Genomic DNA, 20,240 nt, shown 5'->3' on the forward strand with positions numbered 1-20,240 from the left:
CCCCGGAACCGCAGGAGCGCCACGGCAGCTTGGGCCCCCACGGTGACTTCTGTCTCACCTGACACCCGCTGACCGTCAGGGACGACGGCGGCCACGCACCTTTCACAGGTGCGTGGCCGCCGTCGTGTGTGCGGGGCCGTCCGGCCTCGCGGGTGGTCAGCCCAGCAGGTGCGGGTGGAACTTCTCCGTCACCTTCGGGTGCGCCCGGGCGAAGCCCTTGAGCATGTTGGCCCCGAAAGAGGAGAGCATCGGGTTGTCCGGGTCGTCCGAGGCGCCGCGGGCCTCGGCGGCCAGCTCGGCCGGCAGCTCCACCTGGTCCACCACGGCGTCCAGGCGCGGGGAGTAGAAGAACGGCACAGAGTAGCGGTCCACGCCCTCCGGAGGGGACTGCACCCGGTGGATGGTGGCCATGAGGTACCCGTCTGTGGCCACCTCGAGCATCTCGCCGAGGTTCACCACCAGGGCTCCCGGGATCGGCTCCACCGGCAGCCATGCGTCCTGGCCGTAGGGGCGCACTTCGAGGCCGCCGACCTCGTCCTGCAGCAGCAGGGTGATGAACCCGTAGTCCGCGTGCAGGCCCACGCCCTGGGAGCCGGCCTCGGTCACGCCGCCCACGTAGTGGGCGAGCTTCGCCATCCAGGCGCGGTCGCCGGAGAAGGCGTCGGCGAAGTGGTCCTCGTCCAGGCCGATGGCCACGCACAGCGCGCCGAGCAGCTCCTCGCCCACGTGGTCCATCAGCGTGGCCCAGGCCATGGCCTGCCGCTCCAGCTCCGGCATCTGCTCCGGCCACTGGTTGCGGCCCTGCAGATGCCAGTACTGCTCGTCCGGGCCGATCCGCTCGGCCGGCACCGGCTCGCGGTCCGGGGAGAAATCCAGCTGCTCGCGGGAGTCCGGCCGCCCCTGGGTGCGCTCGGCGGCGATCGCCGAGTAGCCGCGCCAGTGCGGCGAGTTCTGGTTGTGCAGCGCCATCTTCTCCGCCTCCGGGCGGGCGAAGAACTCGGCGGTCACGCGGAACAGGTCGTCCACCTGGCCGGGCTGCGCTCCGTAGCCGACGATCTGAAAGAACCCGACTGTGTGCGCCGCATGCCGCAGCTGCTCCAGGAACTCGGGGTTCCGGGAGCCGTCCGGCAGGCGCAGCGTGGACATGTCCAGCACGGGGACCTCGGTGGGGGCCGGCTCCGTGCGCTGGTCCTGTGTGGTGAAGGTGGTCATGCCCACCATGAGACGCCCGGGCCGGTCTCCGGCGCACATCGCGTTGCGCCGCATGTCCTGCGGTGACTCCGTGTGTCCGCCGGTGACCCCGCGTGACGGGTTCGGAGCCCGCGCCCAGGTCAGTGCCCCCGCAGCTCCTGCTCCACCCACTCCAGCAGGGACGCCCCGACGGCTTCGTGCACATCCTCGGCGTCGCCGAAGCCCCGTTCCGCCAGGTCTGCCGCCGTCAGCACCGGATAGGGCGTGTCCGGGACGCCGTCCGCCGGGCGCACGTCCACATGGTCCACGCGGGCGCCGCGGCCGTGCAGCCAGTCCGCCATCGTGTAGTCGGAGCGCGAGTCGCCTGCGGTGAGCCAGCGTGCCGGCAGCTGCACATGCGCCTCGGCCATCATCTCCAGGGTGTGGGAAGCGCCGAGCGCCTTCCCGGAGTCTGCGTGCTGTACATCCACCGAGATGACGGTCGCCTCGACCTCGTAGTCCTCGGCCAGCCCCTCGGCCGCCAGGAACTTCTCGACGCGCCGGGCCACCGCGTCCCGGGCGGGTTCGTAGCGGCCTGTGTCCGCGTCGACCTCCTTCTCCAGGGAGATCATCGCCAGCTTCGTGTGGTCCTCGAACTGCAGCCCGTCCGCCAGCTCGGCGTTCACCTTCCCGACGACGGTCCGGAGCCTCTGAGGGACCGCCATCGGCGGCGACGTGCGCACCCAGGCCGGCAGGCCGTCGTCGTGGCTCACCCGCGGCAGGTCCCCGGAGGGGACCTCGGAGAAGGGGAACCACACGGCGCCCTTTTCGCAGACTGCGAAGGCCGGGGCATCCGCGGCGATGCCGGCGTCCCTGAGCGGGGAGAGGACGCGGCGCAGGAGGAAGTCGGCCGAGCGGCCCGTGTTGAAGCAGACCGGCACCCCGGAGGCGAGGAGGCGGGCCAGGGAACCCACGATCCGCTCGGGCACGGTGCGGGTCTCGGTGGAGGCCACGGGGCCGTCCACGTCCAGCAGGAGTCCGACGGGGGAGATGTCGCGCATGTACCCACACTAGGTGTTGTGGGTCATGAGGTTCGTGGTACGAGGTACGGGCTGAGATGAGACGAGCGGGTCCCTGCCGCAGGATGGAAGTTCCTCAACAAACACACCCAGCAGGAGGGTCCGCTCAGGACTCAGGCTCACGCACCCCCTGACCCCGACCGGCCGTCTGCGCATGGTCCACCGCCACCTGCACGACCGGATCCCGCAATCCCACGTGGCAGTCGAGTTCCGCGTCAGCCGGCCTACGGTGGCCACGTGGGTGGCCCGCTACAAGATTCAGGGCGAGGCAGGACTTCAGGACCGGTCCAGCCGGCCCCGGCGCTCATCTGACCGACTCGATCCTGCGGTGGTCGCCCAGATCCACGCCTTGAGAAGGCAGAAGAAGTGGTCGGCATCACCGGATCCGCCCGTGTCCGGGCCGTCGTCGTGCGCGGCAGGTCAGAAGAGCTGGCGCAGGTTCGCCTTCGCGAGATCGAGCAGCTTGGTGCCCTTGCCATCGAGGACGGTGCGCATGGCGTAGAGCGCGAAGCCCTTGGCCTGCTCGAACTCGATGCTCGGCGGGATCGTCAGCTCCTGACGCTCGGTCTTGACCACCAGCAGCGCCGGCCCGTCGTGGGCGAGGAACTCGCGCATCACCGCGGGCAGGTCCGTCGTGTGGTCCGCGCGGAAGCCCTTGATGCCGATCGCTTCCGCGATCGCCGCGAAGTCCGGGTTCTCCAGACTCGTCCCGTAGGGGATGAACCCGGCGGCCATCATCTCGAGCTCCACGAAGTTCAGCGAGTCGTTGTCGAACACGAGCGTCTTCACGGGCAGGTCGTTCTGCACGAACGACATCAGCTCGCCGAGCATCATGGCCAGCCCGCCGTCGCCGGCCATCGCCACCACCTGGCGGGTGGGGTCGACCGCCTGGGCGCCGACCGCCTGCGTGACCGCGTTGGCCATGGAGCCGTGGGACATCGAGCCGACAATCCGGCGGCGCCCGTTCATCGTCAGGTATCGGGAGGCCCAGACCACGGGGGAGCCGACGTCGGGCAGGAACACCACGTCGTCGTCGGCCAGCTCGTCGAGGAGGCGGGCCACATACTGCGGGTGCACGCGTCCGCGTCCCGGGGTGGCCAGCTGGTCGAGGTCCTTGCGGGTCTTGGCGTAGTGCTTGAGCGCCTTGTCCAGGAACGCCGACGACGAGTTCCCGCGCAGCAGCGGCAGCAGGGCCTGGGCCGTCTCCTTCACCCCGCCCACGAGCGGCACGTCCACGGCCACCCGTCGGCCGATCTGCTCGCCGCGCACGTCCACCTGGATGACCGTGGCGTCCTCGGGGTAGAACTGCCGGTACGGCAGGGAGGAGCCGAGGATCAGCAGCGTCTCGGCCTCCTTGAGCGCGTGGTAGCCGGAGGCGAAGCCGAGCAGGCCGGTCAAGCCGACGTCATACGGGTTGTCGTACTCGATCCTGTCCTTGCCGCGCAGCGCGTGGACGATCGGGGCCTGCAGCCGTTCCGCCAGGGCCACGACCTCGTCGTGGGCGCCGGCCGCACCCGCGCCGGCCAGGATGGTGATCCGCTTGGACGAGTCCAGGGCCTCGGCAGCCTCGCGCAGCACGGAGTCCGCCGGGATGACGCGGGACGGCGTGTGACGGATCACCTCGGGCTTCGCGGAGAGCTCGGTGAGGGCCACGTCGCCCGGGATCACGAGCACGGCCACGCCCCGCTGCTCGACGGCGGCCCGCATCGCGGTGCGCAGCATGCGGGGCATCTGGTCCGCCGAGGAGACGTGCTCCACGTAGACGGAGCACTCGCGGAACAGGTCCTGCGGGTGGGTCTCCTGGAAGTAGCCCGAGCCGATCTCCTCCGACGGGATGTGCGCGGCGATCGCGAGCACCGGGGTGCGGGAGCGCTGGGCGTCGAACAGGCCGTTGATCAGGTGGAGGTTGCCCGGACCGCACGAGCCCACGCAGACCGCGAGCTCATCCGTGAGCTGGGACTCGGCGGAGGCGGCGAAGGCCGCGGTCTCCTCGTGCCGGGTGTGCACCCACTGGATGCCGCCGTGGGAGCGCAGGGCCTCGGTCAGCCCGTTGAGGGAGTCTCCGGGCACGCCGTACATGCGGCGCACGCCCGAGGCGTGGAGGGTCTCGACGATGTTCTGGGCGACAGTGGCCACGGTGGAACCTCTTCTCTGGTCGGGAGGCGCCCGGGCCGGTTCGGCAGGGGCGCGGCATTCCCTTCCACGCTAGGGGTCGAGGTCCGGGCCCGGCGAGGGGCGGCCGCCCGCAGGGGGCGCCCGACCTGGTCAGCGCAGCAGGTCGCGTTCGACCCAGCGCAGCAGGGACTCGCCCGCGGCGACGTCGGGCAGGTCCCCGGAGGGCACGGGGCCGTCCACGTCCAGCAGGAGTCCGATCGGGGAGATGTCGCGCATGTACTTTCACTAGGGGGCGGTGAATCCACAGTCCCCGCATGGACTTCTCGTCGGTGTGGATGCCTAGGATGGCGGCGAACGAACGGGCCGGGGTGCCTGCGCCCCGGCGCCTCCGTCTGGCCAGGGAGCACCCCATGAGCACGCACGTCGACAGCACTCAGGCGGGTCGCGCACTCGACTCGACCGTCGGGCGCATCGTCACCGCCGTCGTGGTGGTGGCCGCGCTGATCTTGATGATGGTCGGCATGGGCCTGTTCGGCGGCACGCGTGTGACCCACGCCGTCGGCGGCTGGCTCGATGCGGACGCCACCTGGCTGTCCGTCGGAGAGGCAGCCGGCTACATCTGGGGGCTCATCTACGCCGGCTTCGTCGGCTATGCGGTGTGGCAGCTGATGACTCCCACCCCCAGCCGACGGCACGTGCGCATGCGCCCCTGGATCCTCGCGGGCATCGCCCTGAACATCGTGTGGCTCGCCGCCGTCGAGGCAGGGCTGCTGTGGGCCAGCGTGGCGGTGAGCATCGTGCAGCTGGCCGTCCTGCTGGTGATCCTGGTCCAGATGGAACGGCTTCCCGCGCCGGGCTGGGGCGAACGGATCGCCGTGGACTGCGTCCAGGGGTTCTACCTCGGTTGGACAATGGTGTGCGTCTTCATCAACGTCGCCGCGGGCCTGGCCTCCTCCGGCTGGGACGGCGGCCCCTTGATGCCTGCCACCTGGGCCGTGATCGCTGTCATCGCCCTCACCATCCTGAGCGCACTGCTCTCCGCCTACGACGGCGGACGGTTCTGTGTGGTCCTGGCCGTGGCCTGGGGTCTGTTCTGGATCGGGGTGAACCGTTCCGACGGCCGCGGCCTGCAGTCCGGCAGCCTGGCGGTCACCTCCTACGGCTGCGCTGTGGTGGTCATCCTCGCCTGGGCCGGCGCCCGTTGGCTGTCCGCGAAGTCGCCCACCGGCGAGGCCCGTGACCTCATCGTCGACGCCCTCGACGGCGACGGTCAGATCACCACGCGCTGACGCCTGGGCAACGCGGCCGACTGCGGCGGGCGCCCCCTATGGAGTTGGTCACAGTGATGCGGTTCTGACCTGGGAAGATGCTCGCGTCAGGATAAACTGGGAAAGTCCTGTACGGCCGCTCCTCAAAAACTTGGAGGCCGAAGGGCATCTCCCCTTGGTGAGGGCTCATCCCCTCTTCGCAGAAAGGACACAGCGTCGTGCCCGTTTCCCCATCCCCCTCCAGCTCCCTGCGTCTGGCCGCCGCCCTCGGGCTCGGCCTGTCCCTGGTCCTCACCGGCTGCGGCGAGGATCCGAACGCCTCGTCCGCCGCCGGGAGCTCCTCCTCGGAGTGGGCCAGCGAGACCAATGACTCGTCCTCCAGTGCGTCCGCCGACCGGTCCGCCGACGCCCGTGAGTCCGAGCGGGCGGAAGACGGTCGCGGGGACGACGTCTCTGAGGAGTCGGCCCGCGAGTCCGAGGAGTCGGCCCGCGAGTCCGAGAAGGCCGAGCGCGCCGAGAAGGAGCGTCAGGAGCGCGAAGCGCGCAAGGAGCAGGAGCGTGAGACGCAGGCCCGCGCCGAGGCCGAGAAGTCAGCCGCCGCCGAGCGCGAAGCCGAGCAGGCCGCGGCGAGCCGAAAGGCCGAGGAGTCGGCCGCCGCCGAGCGCGAGGCCGAGCAGGCCGCGGCTCAGCAGCGTGAGCGCGAGGCGGCTGACAAGAAGGCAGCCGAGGCGAAGGCCACCGAGCAGAAGACGGCCGAGCAGGCCGTCGCGACGGACGCTGCCCAGGCTGCCGCTCCGGCCCCGTCCCAGGCCTCCGCGAAGCCGGCTTCCCCTGCGTACGTGGACGGGGAGCGCGGCATCGTGGTCTCCGTGACCGACGGGGACACCCTGCGCATCCGCATCAACGGCGTGGAGGAGCGGGTCCGTCTGCTGAACATCGACACCCCGGAGACCAAGCATCCCTCGCACGGTGTGCAGTGCCTCGGTCCGGAGTCCACGGCCGCCCTCAAGAGCCTGGTCGCCCCGGGACAGCCCGTCACCCTGCGCTATGACAAGGAGCGCCGTGACCGCTACGACCGGGTCCTCGCCGGCGTCTGGGCCGGAGACACCTTCGTCAACGCCGAGATGGCCCGCCTGGGCCTGGGCGAGCCGGTGATCTTCCAGCCGAACGTCCGCTTCTACAACGAGGTCCACGCCGCCTGGCAGGAGGCCAAGGCCGCCGGCCGCGGCCAGTTCGCCTCCGGCCTCGGCTGCACTCCGGGCACGGCGTCCGCACCGGCCCAGGCCGCTCCGGCTCCGCAGCAGTTCGCCGCTCCCGCATCGAAGCCGGCCCCGGCCCCGGCCCCGGCATCGAAGCCGGTGGCAGCCCCGGCCCCGGCCCCGGCGCCGAAGCCCGCAGCGGCCCCCGCAGCGGGCGGCTCGGGCCCGGTGGCAGGCAACACGGCCACCAAGACCTGCCCGGCCTCCCACCCGGTCAAGGCCAATGACAACTCGGGCATCTACCACCTGCCGCACAACCAGGCGTACTCGCAGACCAACGCCCGCAACTGCTACGCCACCGCCGCGGCCGCCCAGGCCGCCGGCTACCGCGCCGCCAAGCGCTGACCCGCCTCACCTCCCGCGCCGCGCCGCTGCGGCCGCGGAGGGGCGGACACAGACCGGGCCCCGGTCCTTCCTGACAGCGTCAGGCAGGGCTGGGGCCCGGTTCGTGTGGGGTGTCCGTCGAGGGCTCAGGAGTCGGCGCGCAGGGCGTAGCCGGCCTCCTCCAGCTTCTCCTGGGCATCGGCCTTCTTCACGAGGGCGGAGGTGTCCTTCGGCGGCAGGCTGAGGTGGCTCTCGGCGGCCACACCGGCGCGCAGCTGCTTCGCGCGCTCCCACTCGGCGTCCACGGACAGGCCGAGCAGCAGCACGATGTTGAAGACCCAGAGCGCGAACAGCAGGGCCATGACACCGCCGATGGCGCCGTACGAGGAGTAGCCGGCCAGGGTGGCGAAGTAGACGGACAGGGCCACGGCGGCCAGGATCATGCCGACGAAGGCGACGATGTTGCCCGGGCCGAAGACGGTGAACTTCGGCTTCTGCACGTTCGGGGTCAGGTAGTACAGGACCGCGATCATCAGCAGCACGAGCACGACGATGACCGGCCACTTCACCCACGTCCAGATCGGCAGGAACGAGTCCGTGAGGAAGCCCATGAGGTCATCGGCGCCGAGCGGCTCGGCGATCGGCCTCACGAGACCCTCCACCAGGGTGCGGTTCACGGCCAGGCAGATGAGGACGACAACGATGCCCACGAGCACCACCAGGGTGGCCAGCAGGTTGGCGGCGGTGAGCTTCACGAAGCCGCGGCCCTCCTCGTAGCCGTAGAGCTGGTTCGCCGCGCGGTTGAAGGCCTTCACATAGGCGGAAGCGGACCACAGGGCGGTGGCGATACCGATGATCAGCGCGATCACGCCGCCGGTGGACTGGTTCATCATGTTGTCCACGAGGTCGGTGACCAGCGGGGCGTAGTCGGGGGAGACGTTCTTGTCCACGATGTCCTGGACGAGGTCGTTCACCACGTCGCGGTTGCTGGCCATCACCAGGGTGATGATCGAGAAGATCGCCAGCAGGGCCGGGGCCAGGGACAGCACCATGAAGTAGGTGAGCTTCGCGGCAAGGTCCGTGCCGCCGGCGTTCAGGAAGGTCTTGATCGAACGCGAGAAGGCGTACTTCCAGCCGGCACCGCCGAGCTTCACGGCCTTGTGCTGCTCCTTGCGCTTGTCGGGGTCGAACGTCGCGGCCTCGAGCGTCGCGTCGAGCGGATGCTTGGTCACGGGAGAGGTCCTCTCGGCGTGGGGTGTGAGGTACAGGTCAGCAGACCGAACATACCCCACAGGCCCGGCGCACCATCATGTCTCGGCTCCGGACGGGGCCGACTGCGCCCCGAGACGCAGCGGCCGTCCCGCCGGTCAGCACTCGATGACGTTCACGGCCAGGCCGCCGCGGGAGGTCTCCTTGTACTTGGACTTCATGTCCGCGCCGGTGTCACGCATCGTCTTGATGGCCTGGTCCAGGGTGACGCGGTGCGAGCCGTCGCCGAGCACGGCGAGGCGGGCGGCGTTGATGGCCTTGACCGAGGCGATCGCGTTGCGCTCGATGCAGGGGACCTGGACGAGGCCGCCCACGGGGTCGCAGGTGAGGCCGAGGTTGTGCTCGATGCCGATCTCCGCGGCGTTCTCCACCTGCACCGGGGTGCCGCCGATGACGGCGCACAGCCCCGCGGCCGCCATGGAGCAGGCCGAACCGACCTCGCCCTGGCAGCCGACCTCGGCTCCGGAGATGGACGCGTTCTTCTTGTAGAGGATGCCGATCGCGGCGGCGGTGAGCAGGAACTCGACCGCCTTCGCGTCCTTCTCCTCCTCGGTGGCCTCCTGCGGCAATACGAAGCGGCAGAAGTACATGAGCACGGCCGGGATGATGCCGGCGGCGCCGTTGGTGGGGGCGGTGACGATGCGTCCGCCCGAGGCGTTCTCCTCGTTCACCGCGAGGGCGAAGAGGTTGACCCACTCCATGGCCCACATCGGGTCGGTGCGGGTGGTCTGCTCGAGCAGGTGCGCGCGCAGGGCGGGGGCCCGGCGGCGCACCTGGAGGCCACCGGGCAGGATCTTCTCCTCGCGGGTGCAGCCGTTGTGGATGCACTCCTGCATCACGTGCCAGATCTTCGTCAGCTCGGCCTCGAGGTGCTCCGGGCTGTGGCGGACGGCCTCGTTGGCGCGCATCAGCTCGGCGATGGTCATGCCCTCGCGTTCGCAGTGCTCCAGCAGCTCGGCGGCGGTGCTGAACGGGTACGGCTCCGCGGCCTCGCGGGAGTCCTCTTCATGGCGGGTGATCTCGCGGGCGGCCTCGAGCTCGTCCTCGAGCTCCTCTGCCGTGACCACGAAGCCGCCGCCCACGGAGTAGTAGTCGCGGCAGTGCAGCTGGCCGCCGTCCTGGTCATAGGCGGTCAGGCGCATGCCGTTCGGGTGGCCCGGCAGGGACTTGCGCATGTGCAGAGTCATGTCCTTCTTGCGGTCGAACCGGATGTGCCGGTCCCCGTCGAGCGGCAGGTCCCCGGACTCCACGATGTCCTTGACCAGGCCCGTGCAGGCGTCCGGGTCGATGGTCTCCGGGTCCTGGCCGGCCAGCCCCAGCAGGACGGCGGTGTCCGAGCCATGACCGATGCCGGTGGCGGCCAGGGAGCCGTAGAGCTCGGCCTTCACGCGGGCGGTCGAGTCGAGGAGGCCGTTCTCAGCGAGGCTGAAGGTGAAGCGGCGCGCGGCGCGCATCGGGCCGACGGTGTGGGACGAGGACGGGCCGATGCCGATGGAGAACAGGTCCAGGGCACTGAGCGACATGCGCGGCTCCCTTCCAGGTGGCTGCGGCGTCCTGCCGGTGGTGGGCGCGCCGCATGAGGGGGTCACAGACTGTGGACCAGCCTACGCGCTGGCACCCGGGTCCGGCCATGCCGCGGAAAGGGCCTGCCGTCCAGCGGAAGGGCAGCGGCCGTCGTCGTGCGCTGCTCGGCGTCCCCAGCCCGGTCCCGGCGCCGTCGCCTCAGGTCAGAGGACGTTGTCCGGGGACTCCTCCACCCGGGCCGCGGCGCGGAACGAGGCGAGGTCCGACAGGTACTCCTCGGCGTGCAGGAACTCCTGCAGACGGCTCTCGCGGTCCGCCTTCGGGTGGAGCATCACCGGGGCGATCGGCTCGTGGGCGTGGCCCAGGGCCACGATGTCCGCCCAGTCCGTGCTGTCCTGGGTGGCCGCGGAGAGCTGGCGCAGCTGCCACCAGGACGGGGTCATGAGGTTCACGGTGCCGCTGCGGAACTCGGCCAGCAGCGCCTCGGGGGAGGCCCAGCCGTGGCTGGCGGCCTCGGAGGACATGCGCTGCGGCTCCTGTCCCTCCGGCAGGCGGACCACGAAGAACACCGTGTCATACCGGCGCGGACCGCCCACCGGGGTGATCCAGCGGGACCACGGCACCAGGGCGGCCGCGTCCGGGACGAGGCCGTGCTCGCTGAGCAGGTCGCCGAAGGCGAGGTCGTGGGACTCGAGGCGCTCGCGGGTGTCCTCCGGGAGGGAGCGGACGAGCTCCGGATCAACGGCTGTGCCCGTCCGGGTGTCCAGGGCCAGCAGCACGCCGGTCTCCTCGTAGGTCTCGCGCAGCGCGGCGGCCAGCAGGCGGCCCGCGGCGTCCCGCGGGGAGAGCTCGGCCATGTGGGAGGCCGCGCCCTCCGGGGCGGCGTCCGTGCCGAGTCGGCGGGCCCAGTCGTCCAGGTCCACGCCCTTCCAGAGGTGCACGGGCAGGTCGTCCGCCGGATCCACGCGGCCGCCCGGGAAGGCGGTGGCGTGCGCGCTGAAGGCCATGGAGCCGGCGCGGCGCAGGGCGAACACCTCGATGCCCTCGGCGGCAGGGCGCACGAGAAGCAGGGACGAGGCCAGGCGGGCCGGGACGGGCTCGGTGCCGGAGCGGTCGGCGGTGGTCATCGGTCTCTCCTCACGCGGGCGGGCGGTTCCTCATCGGTGGCTCCGAGGATAGCGGCGCGGCCGCTGCCGCCCGCGGCGCGGGCCCGGCGGAGGCGGCGGGGTGGCACGAACCGCTTCAGTGAATCATCATTTACTGAGATGGCCGCATCGGACAGGCGGGGCCATCCCTGTCCGCTGTAGCCTTGACCACAGTTCTGAGACCGTTCAGACCGCGGCGATTCGAGGAGGAGTCCGACCCGTGAAGATCATGGTGCTGGCCAAGCAGGTCCCCGACACCTGGCAGGAGCGCACGCTCGACATGGAGACCGGCATGCTGGTCCGCGACGGTGCAGCCGAGCCCGTGCCGGACGAGATCAGCGAGCGCGTCATGGAGGTCGCCCTGCAGTACAAGGACTCCGGCGCGGACGTGGAGATCGTCGCCATGACGATGGGCCCGGAGGACGCCACCAAGACCCTCCGCAAGATGCTCGCCATGGGAGCCGATGCCGCCGTGCACGTGGCCGACGACGCGCTCGCCGGCTCCGACGCCGTGCAGACCGCACGGGTGCTGGCCGCCGCGATCGAGAAGGAGGGCGCCGATCTGGTGCTCGCCGGCAACCTCGCCACGGACGGCTCCACCGGCGTCGTGCCGGCCATGCTCGCCGAACTGCTGGACCGCCCGTACCTGCCGCATGCCGAGGACCTCGAGATCTCCGAGTCCGAGGTCGTGGGCACCGTGGTGACCGAGGACGCGGACCTGCGCGCCGCCGTCGCGCTGCCGGCCGTGGTCGGCCTGACAGAGAAGACCGCGGAGCCTCGGTTCCCGAACTTCAAGAACATCATGGCGGCCAAGAAGAAGCCGCTCACCGACTACTGCCTGGCGGACCTGGGGATCGTTGCCGGCCCGGTTGAGGCCGAGTACCGCTCCGTGATGGTCTCCGCCAACGCCCGCCCGGAGAAGCAGGCCGGTCCGAAGGTCGTGGACGACGGCACCGCCGCCGAGCAGCTCGCCGCCTTCCTGGCCGAGAACCGCCTCATCTGACGGACGCAGGACACCGAAGGAGACCTCCCATGACTGAGACCGTGAACACCGCCGCGAACTCCGGCGCCCCCGTCCTCGTCCTCGCCGAGCTCAACGCCGACGGCGAACTCCGTGCCTCCGCCGCCGGCCTGCTCGGGGCGGCCGCCACCGTCGGCGTGCCCGTGGCCGTCGTGGTGGGCGCGCCCGGCAAGGCCGAGGCCGCCGCCGCTCGCCTGGGCGAGCTCGGCGCCACCGCCGTGCACACCCTCGAGACCGAGGACGCCGCCACCCGCATGGGTTCGGCCGCCGTGGCCGCGCTGGCCACCGTGGTCGGCCAGACGAACCCGGTGGCCGTGCTGCTGCCGAACACCCCGGAGTCCCGTGCCATCGCCGGCCGCCTGTCCGTCCGTGTGGGCGGCCCGGTCTGCGCCGACGCCGTGGGCCTGCGGTGGGCGGACGACGAGGTCATCGCCCAGCACTCCATCTTCGGAGGCGACATCCAGTCCGAGTCCACCGGCGAGGGCGGCCCGCGCATCATCACCGTGCGCGGCGGATCCATCGATGCCCGCGCCGAGGCCGTGGCCTCCCCGCAGATCACCGCGATCGACGCCGGCTCCCTGCCGCAGGTCACCGCAGGCGCGGAGATCCGTGAGGTCTCACCACGCCAGCAGACCTCGTCCCGTCCGGAGCTGCGCGGCGCGAAGGTCGTCGTCTCCGGCGGCCGCGGTGTGGGCTCCGAGGAGGGCTTCGCCGTGGTGGAGCAGCTGGCCGACGAGCTCGGGGCCGCGGTGGGCGCCTCCCGCGCCGCCGTCGACGCCGGCTACACCCCGGCCGAGCGTCAGGTCGGCCAGACCGGCGTCATCGTGTCCCCGGACCTCTACATCGCCCTGGGCATCTCCGGTGCCATCCAGCACCGTGCCGGCATGCAGACCGCCAAGACGATCGTGGCCGTGGACAAGAACGAGGACGCCGAGATCTTCGAGATCGCCGACTTCAGCATCGTGGGTGACCTGTTCGAGGTCGTCCCGCAGCTGATCGAGCAGATCCGCGCCCGCCGCTGACGCGGCAGACTCCGGGAGGACCACGCATGCCCAAGCAGCGGATGGCCGGGTACACCCCCCTGAAGGGCCGTACCCACGACGACGCCACGCCCCTGACCCAGGATCCCTCGCCTCAGCCTGTGGCCGAGGCCGGGCCTGAGGAGACGGTCGCCCCCGCCACCGCGGCGCCTGCCGTCCGTGACGGGGTGCCGTACGAGCAGCGGCAGCGCATGGCCGGCTACACCCCGTTCCGGGGCACCGCGCCGCAGGCGGTGACCGGCGGCGCCCAGGACCGGGCCACCGCTGCGCAGGCCCCAGCACCGGCCGCTGCAGAGCCCGCCGCTGAGCCGGACCGGACGGCCGCCGTTCAGACGCCGTCCCCGGGTGCCGCGGCCGCGGTTCCGGCCGCCGTGTCCGGCGTGCCCTACGAGCAGCGTCAGCGCATGGCCGGCTACACCCCGCTCAAGGGCGGCGCCCCCGCCGCACCGGTCGCTGCGACCACCGCTGCGGCCCCGCGCACCGAGGCCGCCGCTGCGGCGGAGGCCACCCCGGCCGAGCGGTCCGCCGCCTTGGCCGAGGGCGCAGGCACCGCCGTGGCGGGGACCGCCGCCGGCGTCGCGGCCGGTGGTGACCTGGCCGCGAGCGCGAACACTGACGCCCAGGCAGCGACTGACGCCCAGGCACCGGCCGCCCCCGTGGGACAGCGCATGAAGGGGTACACCCCGCTCAAGGGCCGCACCGCCGGTGCCGCGGCTCAGACGTCCGACGCGTCCGTGCAGGCCGCCCCGGCCGCGGCCGAGCCGCCTTCCAGCGCCCAGGCGCCTGCCCAGCCGGCTGCCGATGCGCAGCCCGGCCGGAAGCAGCGCATGGGCGCCGGCACAGCCGCCGCTGCCGGAGGGGTCGCAGCCGCCGGTGCCGCCGGTGCAGCGGCCGCCCATGGATCCGGCCAGGACACCCCGGCCGCCCCGAAGCATGCAGCCCAAGCCCCGCCGGGCACCGCGCACCAGGGCACCGCGCACCAGGGTTCCGCGCAGCAGGGTGCTGCGCAGCTCGCCGCGGCGACCTCTGCGGCCGCTCCGAAGGCGGCCGGCAAGCCTGCCGGAAGGCCGGCGGCGCAGCCCACGAAGAAGGCCGAGGGCGCCGAGCCCATGCCGCGGGGACGGAAGGTGCTCTGGGGGGCGCTGGGCGCCGTCGTCGTGGCCCTGGCGCTGGTGTTGGCCGCCCGCGGCCTGCGCACCCTCGAGCCGGTGCAGGACTTCATCGCGCAGTATGACGGGCACACGGCCCAGCCGGAGTCCGCCCCGATCGGCATCCCGGCCTGGCTCGGCTGGCAGCACTTCCTGAACATGTTCCTGATGGTGCTGATCATCAGGACCGGCCTGCAGATCCGCTCGGAGCAGCGTCCGCCGGCGAACTTCACCCCGCGCAGGGACTCGCTGTTCTCCGCCAAGGGGAACACGCCGAAGAAGTACTCGATGACCATCTGGATGCACCAGGCCCTGGACGGGCTGTGGGTGCTCAACGGCCTACTCTTCGTGATCCTGCTGTTCGTCACCGGCCAGTGGATGCGCCTGGTGCCGACGGACCCGTACGTGTTCCACCACGCCCTGTCCGCCGGCATCCAGTACATGTCCCTGGACTGGCCGTCGGAGAACGGCTGGGTCCACTACAACGCGCTGCAGATGATCACCTACACCCTCGTGGTGTTCGTCGCCGCCCCGCTCGCCGCCCTCACCGGCTGGCGCATGTCCTCCTGGTTCCCCACTGAGGCCAAGGCGCTCAACAGGGCGTTCCCGATGGAGGCCGCCCGCAGGGTGCACTTCCCGGTGATGCTGTTCTTCGTCGGGTTCATCGTGGTCCATGTGTTCCTGGTGGTCTTCACCGGCTTCCTGGCGAACCTGAACCACATGTACACCTCGCGCGAGGCCACTGACGCCTGGGGCCTGGTGGTGTTCCTGGCGTCCGTGGCCGTCACCGCCGCCGCGTGGTTCTTCCTCCGCCCGCAGTTCGTGGCCCCGGTGGCCCAGCGGTTCGGCACCGTCGGCCGCTGACCCGGCGGGACAGACGAAGGGGCCCGAGCCAGGTGCTCGGGCCCCTCCGTCATGTCTGTGGCCGTCCCTGCGTGGTGCGACCGGCCGAGGCCGCAGCGGCGCAGGTGTCCGGGAGGATCAGCCGGCGGTCGCGTCCTCGAAGTCACCGGCGCTGCGGCGGAAGCGGGTCAGGATCTCGATCAGCGAGGTGACGTCCTCGTCGGACAGGCCCGTGTCCGCGAAGACCTCCGTGTTCAGCGCGGCCGCGGCCTTCGCGGTGAGCTCGCGGCCCTTCTCCGTCAGGGCGAGCAGGGTGGCGCGGCGGTCGCCCGGGTGCGGCTCGCGCGTCACCAGCCCGGCGGACTCGAGGCGGTCCACGGCGTTGGTCACGGAGGTCGGATGCACCTGCAGCAGGGCGCCGGCCTTGCTCATGGGCATGCGGCGCTCGCGGGAGAAGTCCAGCAGGGCCAGCAGTTCGAAGCGGGCGAAGGTCAGCGAGAACGGCTTCAGCGCCTTGTGGGCCCGGGCCAGCAGGATCTGCTGCGCGCGCATGATCGAGGTCACCGCGGCCATCGGTGCGGCGACGTCGTCCCACCCCTGGCGCTCCCAGTTGCGGCGGGCCTCCGCGATGGGGTCGCGGTTCAGGGTCTGTCGGGTGCTGCTCATTCGCCCCATCCTAGGTGAGGGGACGAGGGTGCGCCCGGTCAGCGGGCCTCGGTCTCACGGGGCGGGCGCGGGCGACCTGATCGAGTGGTACGGATACATCGTCCACGGCTTCCCCTCTGCAGACCCCTCTGCCCGGCGCTGATAGGCTCCGAAGCAGGCAGTCCTCGGACGTCCAATCAATCGCCGCGTCCGGCCGGGCACCCGTTGCCCGGCCGGATACGCGTGAGGAAAGGTGAACTCCATGACCGACGCGCAGACCGCACAGCCCACCGACGAGCTGCTCATCGAGCAGAGGGGTCGCCTCGGCGTCCTCACGCTGAACCGCCCGAAGGCCATCAACGCCCTGACCTTCGAGATGGTCAAGGGCATCCGCGCCCAGCTGCTCGAGTGGAAGGACGACGACTCCGTCCAGACCGTCCTGGTCCGCGGCGCCGGCGATCGCGGCCTCTGCGCCGGCGGCGACATCGTGTCGATCTACCACTCCATCCAGGCCGGCGACCTCGCCGAGGGAGAGGAGTTCTTCGCCACCGAGTACGCCATGAACCACCTGATCGGCGACTACCCGAAGCCGATCGTCGCCTTCCAGGACGGGATCGTCCTCGGCGGCGGCGTGGGCGTCTCCGGCCATGCCTCCCACCGCGTGGCCACCGAACGCACGCGCTGGGGCATGCCGGAGACCGGCATCGGCTTCGTCCCGGACGTGGGCGGCACCTATCTGATCTCCCGCCTGCCCTCCGAATTCGGCCTGCACGTGGGCATGACCGGCGAGCACATCACCGGCGCGGACGCGGTGGCCCTGGGCCTGTCCACGCACCACGTCTCGTCCGAGACCCTGGACGAGATCGCCGCCGCCCTCGAGACCGAGGAGCCGGACGCCGTCCTGGAGCGCTTCGCCACCGAGCCGGGCGAGTCACCGCTCTGGCAGCAGCGCCCGTGGATCGACGAGTGCTACGCCAAGGACACCCCCGCGAAGATCATCGAGGCCCTGCGCGCCCGGGACGAGGAGGCCGCCCACAAGGCCGCCGACCGCCTGGAGAAGCTCAGCCCGACCGCCGTCTCGGTCACCCTGGCCGCCGTCCGCCGGGCCCGCCGCGCCAAGGACCTTGCCGCCGTGCTCAAGACCGAGTACCGCACCACCGCCGCACACCTGCGCGGCCACGACTTCGCCGAGGGCATCCGCGCCCTCCTGGTGGACAAGGACAAGAACCCGCAGTGGCGGCCGGCCACCCTGGACGAGGTGACGCCGGAGCTCGTGGAGTCGCACTTCGCCGAGCCGGAGACGGGTGACCTGACGCTCTGAGCCCCACCTCAGGCCCAGACCCGGCCACACGGCACAGGGGACGACGACGGACGGGAGCCTGCCGCCGTCGTCGTCCCCTGTCGTCTCCGGTGGGCTCGGTCAGCCGCGCGCCGCGCGGAAGGTGACCTGCACCTGCACCATCGGCTTGTCCACGACGGGGGAGCCGTCCTCGCCGAGGGGGACGAGCTCGACGTCCACGAACCGCAGCGAGCGGCCGGCGTGGCGGACACGGGTCATGGCGACCATGTCCCCCCGGCCCGGGCGCGTGTAGACGGTGCGGGCGGCCTGGACGTCGTAGCGAGCGCGGTCCGGCATCGCGCCCTGGGCGGCGAGGATCGCGCGGAGCATCATCGCGCCGCCGTGGACGGCGCCCTGCGGATTGTCCAGCTCCCGGTTCTCGCGGAAGCGCGCGCCCGGGACGAACTCGCCGGACTGGGCGGGCCGGGACGTGTCGTCCTGGACGGTGACGGAGTCCGGCTCCAGGCCGAGCAGGTCCGCCATGGGGACGCGGGTCTGCGGCCCCAGCGGCAGGCCGCCGTGGCGGACGAACGCCTCCATCGAGGCGGCGGGAGCGGCCGGCACGGCCTGGAACCAGCCGGTGGCCTCGGCCACGCGGTCGCCGTCGGCGTCCACGAGCCAGGCGCGGGCGGCGCCGCCGGCCTCGTCCACCGTCAGCGGGGTGTACCAGCACTCCATGCGGGGCTGGTCGGCCGGGTCGGCGTCCGCAGACGCGTCGAAGGCCGGCAGCGGCTTGAGCACGTTGAGCGTGAGCTCCGTGGTGACGATGGCCTGCATGGCACCGGCGGCGGCGTGGTGCACGGCCACGGCGGTGGCGTTGTCCATCAGCACGGTGGCCGCGGCCGTGGTGGGGCGGCCGTCCAGGCCGATCGAGCTGGGCCCGGCGAGCATGTACCCCGGGTTCCAGTGGGCGCCCTCCTGCCGCACCTGCTCGTGGCGGCGCACACCGAACAGCTGCTCCGTGCGGCCCTGCGGATGCGCACGGGGCCCGGTGTTCTCCGCGTCCTCGGCCGTGCGGCGGCCGCCGGGATCCGAGGTGCCGGCCATGATGTCGGGGATCGAATGTCCGTAGCTCACGGAGTGAACGGTAGCGGAAACGGCGGCGGAGACGCCCGGACGGAGACGTCCCCGCCGCAGGCGGTGCGGAGCGTGCGGCTCAGCTCAGTAGAGCGTGCGGCTCAGCTCAGTAGGAGGAGTAGCCGTCTTCGGAGAGCGTGTGCTTCTCGTCGCCGGTGATCGGAGGGTTGAAGATCGAGACCAGGTGCATGTCCTCGGTCTCGCCGCCGCGCAGCTCGTGCGGGTCGTGTTCGTCCAGCACGTAGATGGTGCCGGGGGTGATCTCGTGGACGGTGCCGTCCTTCTCCACCACCGAGCCGGAGCCGGAGATGCAGTAGCAGGCCTCCAGGTGGTTGCGGTACTCGAGCTTGGAGGCGGTGCCCTGCTTCACGATCGTGTGGCAGACGGCGAAGCCCATGTTGTCCTTCTCCACCAGCAGGCGGTCGGACGTGCCGCCGCCCCACTCGACGGTCTCGGCCTGCTCTCGGTTGCGCGTGAACATCTGCGGATTCGCTCCTTCGACGGATCGGGTGTGCGGGTCCGGGCGCTCGCCGACCGCTCATCGTGCGGTCTGCCCGGTCTGCGGGCGGCCGAGGGGACCCAGTGCCCTGACCGTAGGCAGATCCCGGCGGCGGTTCCCACCCCTGGTCTGCGCCCGTCGCCGGCCGGTCAGCCGAGGGAGAGGCCGGGACCCAGGAGCCAGGCGCCGGCGCCGCCGACCGCCACGGCCACCGCCGTGCTCGCCGCCCCGAGGACGAGGGGGCGCGGCCCGACCTGCACGATCGAGCGCAGGTGCACACCCAGGCCCAGCGCGGCCATCGCCGTGGCCAGGAGCAGCTGCTGGACGGCTGCCGCCGCATCCAGCACCCCTGCCGGCAGCAGGCCGGTGGAGCGCAGCAGCATCGCCGCCACGAACCCCAGCACGAACCACGGGACCAGGGGAGGGCGGGAGGCGGAGGCGGCCGAGCCGTCGTCGGGAAGGGCGGACGAGCGGGCGTCCCGGCGCCGCTGGGCGGCGGCGAGCGAGGCCATGACCGGCGCGAGCATGACCACGCGGGCCAGCTTCACCGTCACCGCCACGGACAGCGCGGCCGAGCCCACCAGGCCGCCGGCGGCCACCACCTGGGCGACCTCGTGCGTGGACGCGCCGATCCACAGGCCGGCGGCCTCCTCGGACAGGCCGAGCGCCCCGGTGACCAACGGCATGAGCGGGATCATCAGGGTGCCGAAGAGCACGACGAGGCCGATGGCGGTGGCGGCCATCTCCCGGCGGGCACGGACCACCGAGTCTGCGGCGGCCACGGCGGCGGCGCCGCAGATGGAGAAGCCGGACGCCACGAGGGTGGTGAGGTCCCACGGCAGGCGCAGGGCACGGCCGAGCGCGAGCGTGGCAGCGAAGGTGATCCCGACGGCCGCCACGACCAGGCCGATCACGCCCCAGCCGAGCGCGAGGACGTCTCCCAGGGCCAGCTGCAGGCCGAGCAGGACGATGCCCAAGCGCAGGACGGGCTTGGCGGCGAAGGCGATCCCGGGGGAGAGGCGCTCCGGGACCGCGGCGAGGTTGCGCCAGGCCATGCCCGCCAGGATCGCCAGCAGCAGCGGGCTCAGCGCAGGGGCCCACGGGCGGACCAGCGCGGAGAGGCCCACCGCCGCGGCGCCCAGGGCCAGGCACACGAGCAGGCCGAATGCGCGGGAGGCAGGGGTGGAGGCAGCAGTGGTCACGGGCGCACTCTAGCCCCGCGGCCGATCCGAGTGACCCGGCACACGCTCTGTGGGATACTGGCACCACGTCGCAATCGCCCTGTGCGGGAGAGCGTCGGCGCGTCTGCGGAGACACCCCGGACGTCAGCCGGCCGCCGAAGGAGCAAGACCTCCCCGGGAATCTCTCAGGCACCCGTACCGCGCAGGGGAAGGACGCTCTGGAAAGCACGCAGGATCCGCCGACCCCGGACCGGAGGACTGCGTCACCGACGGTGCAAGCCCGCCGCAGGCGGG

The 20,240-nt window shown here is 71.9% G+C and carries 17 protein-coding genes, 1 pseudogene and 1 riboswitch; of the genes and pseudogenes, 7 read left to right on the forward strand and 11 right to left on the reverse strand.

All coding sequences use genetic code 11. From position 1 onward, the window contains the following. Positions 1–156 precede the first annotated feature (156 nt). The gene (locus CEQ11_RS02985; protein ID WP_088478864.1) at positions 157–1,212 is read right to left on the reverse strand and encodes an isopenicillin N synthase family oxygenase; all 1,056 of its coding nucleotides are present in this window, start codon (positions 1,210–1,212) and stop codon (positions 157–159) included. Positions 1,213–1,331: 119 nt separating this feature from the next. Beyond that, the gene (locus CEQ11_RS02990) at positions 1,332–2,231 is read right to left on the reverse strand and encodes a haloacid dehalogenase (RefSeq protein ID WP_088477704.1); all 900 of its coding nucleotides are present in this window, start codon (positions 2,229–2,231) and stop codon (positions 1,332–1,334) included. Positions 2,232–2,379: 148 nt separating this feature from the next. Here CEQ11_RS02990 and CEQ11_RS02995 point away from each other — a divergent pair. After that, positions 2,380–2,625, forward strand: a pseudogene (locus tag CEQ11_RS02995) (leucine zipper domain-containing protein); the annotation flags it as partial. A gap of 44 nt (positions 2,626–2,669) precedes the next feature. On the opposite strand, the gene poxB reads toward CEQ11_RS02995, so the two are convergent. Further along, a complete protein-coding gene (poxB, locus tag CEQ11_RS03000; protein WP_088477706.1) occupies positions 2,670–4,385 on the reverse strand; it encodes a ubiquinone-dependent pyruvate dehydrogenase in 1,716 nt (571 codons plus the stop codon). A gap of 129 nt (positions 4,386–4,514) precedes the next feature. After that, entirely contained in the window at positions 4,515–4,640 is a 126-nt protein-coding gene (locus tag CEQ11_RS13275; RefSeq protein ID WP_255397838.1) for a hypothetical protein, read from the reverse strand. A 134-nt stretch (positions 4,641–4,774) separates the two neighbouring features. Here CEQ11_RS13275 and CEQ11_RS03005 point away from each other — a divergent pair, with 134 nt between their 5' ends. Then, entirely contained in the window at positions 4,775–5,653 is an 879-nt protein-coding gene (locus CEQ11_RS03005; RefSeq protein ID WP_227718703.1) for a tryptophan-rich sensory protein, read from the forward strand. Between the two features lie 197 nt (positions 5,654–5,850). Continuing rightward, positions 5,851–7,236 (forward strand): thermonuclease family protein, encoded by a 1,386-nt coding sequence (locus CEQ11_RS13045; protein WP_227718704.1) that lies wholly within the window; start codon positions 5,851–5,853, stop codon positions 7,234–7,236. 125 nt (positions 7,237–7,361) lie between these two features. Here CEQ11_RS13045 and CEQ11_RS03015 read toward each other — a convergent pair whose 3' ends face one another. The 3 genes from CEQ11_RS03015 to CEQ11_RS03025 form a co-directional block, all read right to left on the reverse strand. Continuing rightward, positions 7,362–8,447 (reverse strand): YihY/virulence factor BrkB family protein, encoded by a 1,086-nt coding sequence (locus CEQ11_RS03015; protein ID WP_088477707.1) that lies wholly within the window; start codon positions 8,445–8,447, stop codon positions 7,362–7,364. A gap of 135 nt (positions 8,448–8,582) precedes the next feature. After that, positions 8,583–10,007 carry an L-serine ammonia-lyase gene (locus CEQ11_RS03020; RefSeq protein ID WP_088477708.1) on the reverse strand — a complete coding sequence of 475 codons (1,425 nt, stop codon included), beginning with the start codon at positions 10,005–10,007 and terminating at the stop codon, positions 8,583–8,585. Between the two features lie 204 nt (positions 10,008–10,211). Continuing rightward, the gene (locus tag CEQ11_RS03025) at positions 10,212–11,135 is read right to left on the reverse strand and encodes an NUDIX hydrolase (protein WP_088477709.1); all 924 of its coding nucleotides are present in this window, start codon (positions 11,133–11,135) and stop codon (positions 10,212–10,214) included. A 238-nt stretch (positions 11,136–11,373) separates the two neighbouring features. On the opposite strand from CEQ11_RS03025, the gene CEQ11_RS03030 reads away from it, so the two are divergent. Genes CEQ11_RS03030 through CEQ11_RS03040 form a run of 3 tightly spaced genes read left to right on the forward strand, consistent with a single transcriptional unit; the run spans position 11,374 to position 15,226 of the window. After that, positions 11,374–12,156, forward strand: a complete 783-nt coding sequence (locus tag CEQ11_RS03030) for an electron transfer flavoprotein subunit beta/FixA family protein (protein WP_070638117.1) — start codon at positions 11,374–11,376, stop codon at positions 12,154–12,156. A gap of 29 nt (positions 12,157–12,185) precedes the next feature. Then, complete coding sequence (locus CEQ11_RS03035; protein WP_088477710.1) at positions 12,186–13,196, forward strand: electron transfer flavoprotein subunit alpha/FixB family protein; 1,011 nt, start codon at positions 12,186–12,188, stop codon at positions 13,194–13,196. Between the two features lie 26 nt (positions 13,197–13,222). Further along, positions 13,223–15,226 (forward strand): cytochrome b/b6 domain-containing protein, encoded by a 2,004-nt coding sequence (locus tag CEQ11_RS03040; RefSeq protein WP_227718705.1) that lies wholly within the window; start codon positions 13,223–13,225, stop codon positions 15,224–15,226. Positions 15,227–15,343: 117 nt separating this feature from the next. On the opposite strand, the gene CEQ11_RS03045 is transcribed toward CEQ11_RS03040, so the two are convergent. Then, entirely contained in the window at positions 15,344–15,871 is a 528-nt protein-coding gene (locus CEQ11_RS03045) for a MarR family winged helix-turn-helix transcriptional regulator (protein ID WP_070638111.1), read from the reverse strand. Between the two features lie 241 nt (positions 15,872–16,112). Between CEQ11_RS03045 and CEQ11_RS03050 the strand changes: the two genes are divergently transcribed. Beyond that, positions 16,113–17,171 carry an enoyl-CoA hydratase/isomerase family protein gene (locus CEQ11_RS03050; RefSeq protein ID WP_070638158.1) on the forward strand — a complete coding sequence of 353 codons (1,059 nt, stop codon included), beginning with the start codon at positions 16,113–16,115 and terminating at the stop codon, positions 17,169–17,171. A 99-nt stretch (positions 17,172–17,270) separates the two neighbouring features. Here CEQ11_RS03050 and CEQ11_RS03055 read toward each other — a convergent pair whose 3' ends face one another. From CEQ11_RS03055 to CEQ11_RS03065, 3 genes are all read right to left on the reverse strand, one after another. Beyond that, positions 17,271–18,266: a PaaI family thioesterase gene (locus CEQ11_RS03055; RefSeq protein WP_227718706.1), complete on the reverse strand. Its 996-nt coding sequence runs from the start codon at positions 18,264–18,266 to the stop codon at positions 17,271–17,273. Between the two features lie 106 nt (positions 18,267–18,372). Continuing rightward, positions 18,373–18,747, reverse strand: a complete 375-nt coding sequence (locus CEQ11_RS03060; protein ID WP_067190781.1) for an ectoine synthase — start codon at positions 18,745–18,747, stop codon at positions 18,373–18,375. A gap of 167 nt (positions 18,748–18,914) precedes the next feature. Further along, positions 18,915–19,967 (reverse strand): YeiH family protein, encoded by a 1,053-nt coding sequence (locus tag CEQ11_RS03065; RefSeq protein WP_102957476.1) that lies wholly within the window; start codon positions 19,965–19,967, stop codon positions 18,915–18,917. A 74-nt stretch (positions 19,968–20,041) separates the two neighbouring features. Further along, positions 20,042–20,157: riboswitch (glycine riboswitch) on the forward strand. Positions 20,158–20,240 lie beyond the last annotated feature (83 nt).

Origin of the sequence: Micrococcus sp. FDAARGOS_333, assembly GCF_002206575.2 — a bacterium.
GTDB lineage: Bacteria > Actinomycetota > Actinomycetes > Actinomycetales > Micrococcaceae > Micrococcus > Micrococcus lylae.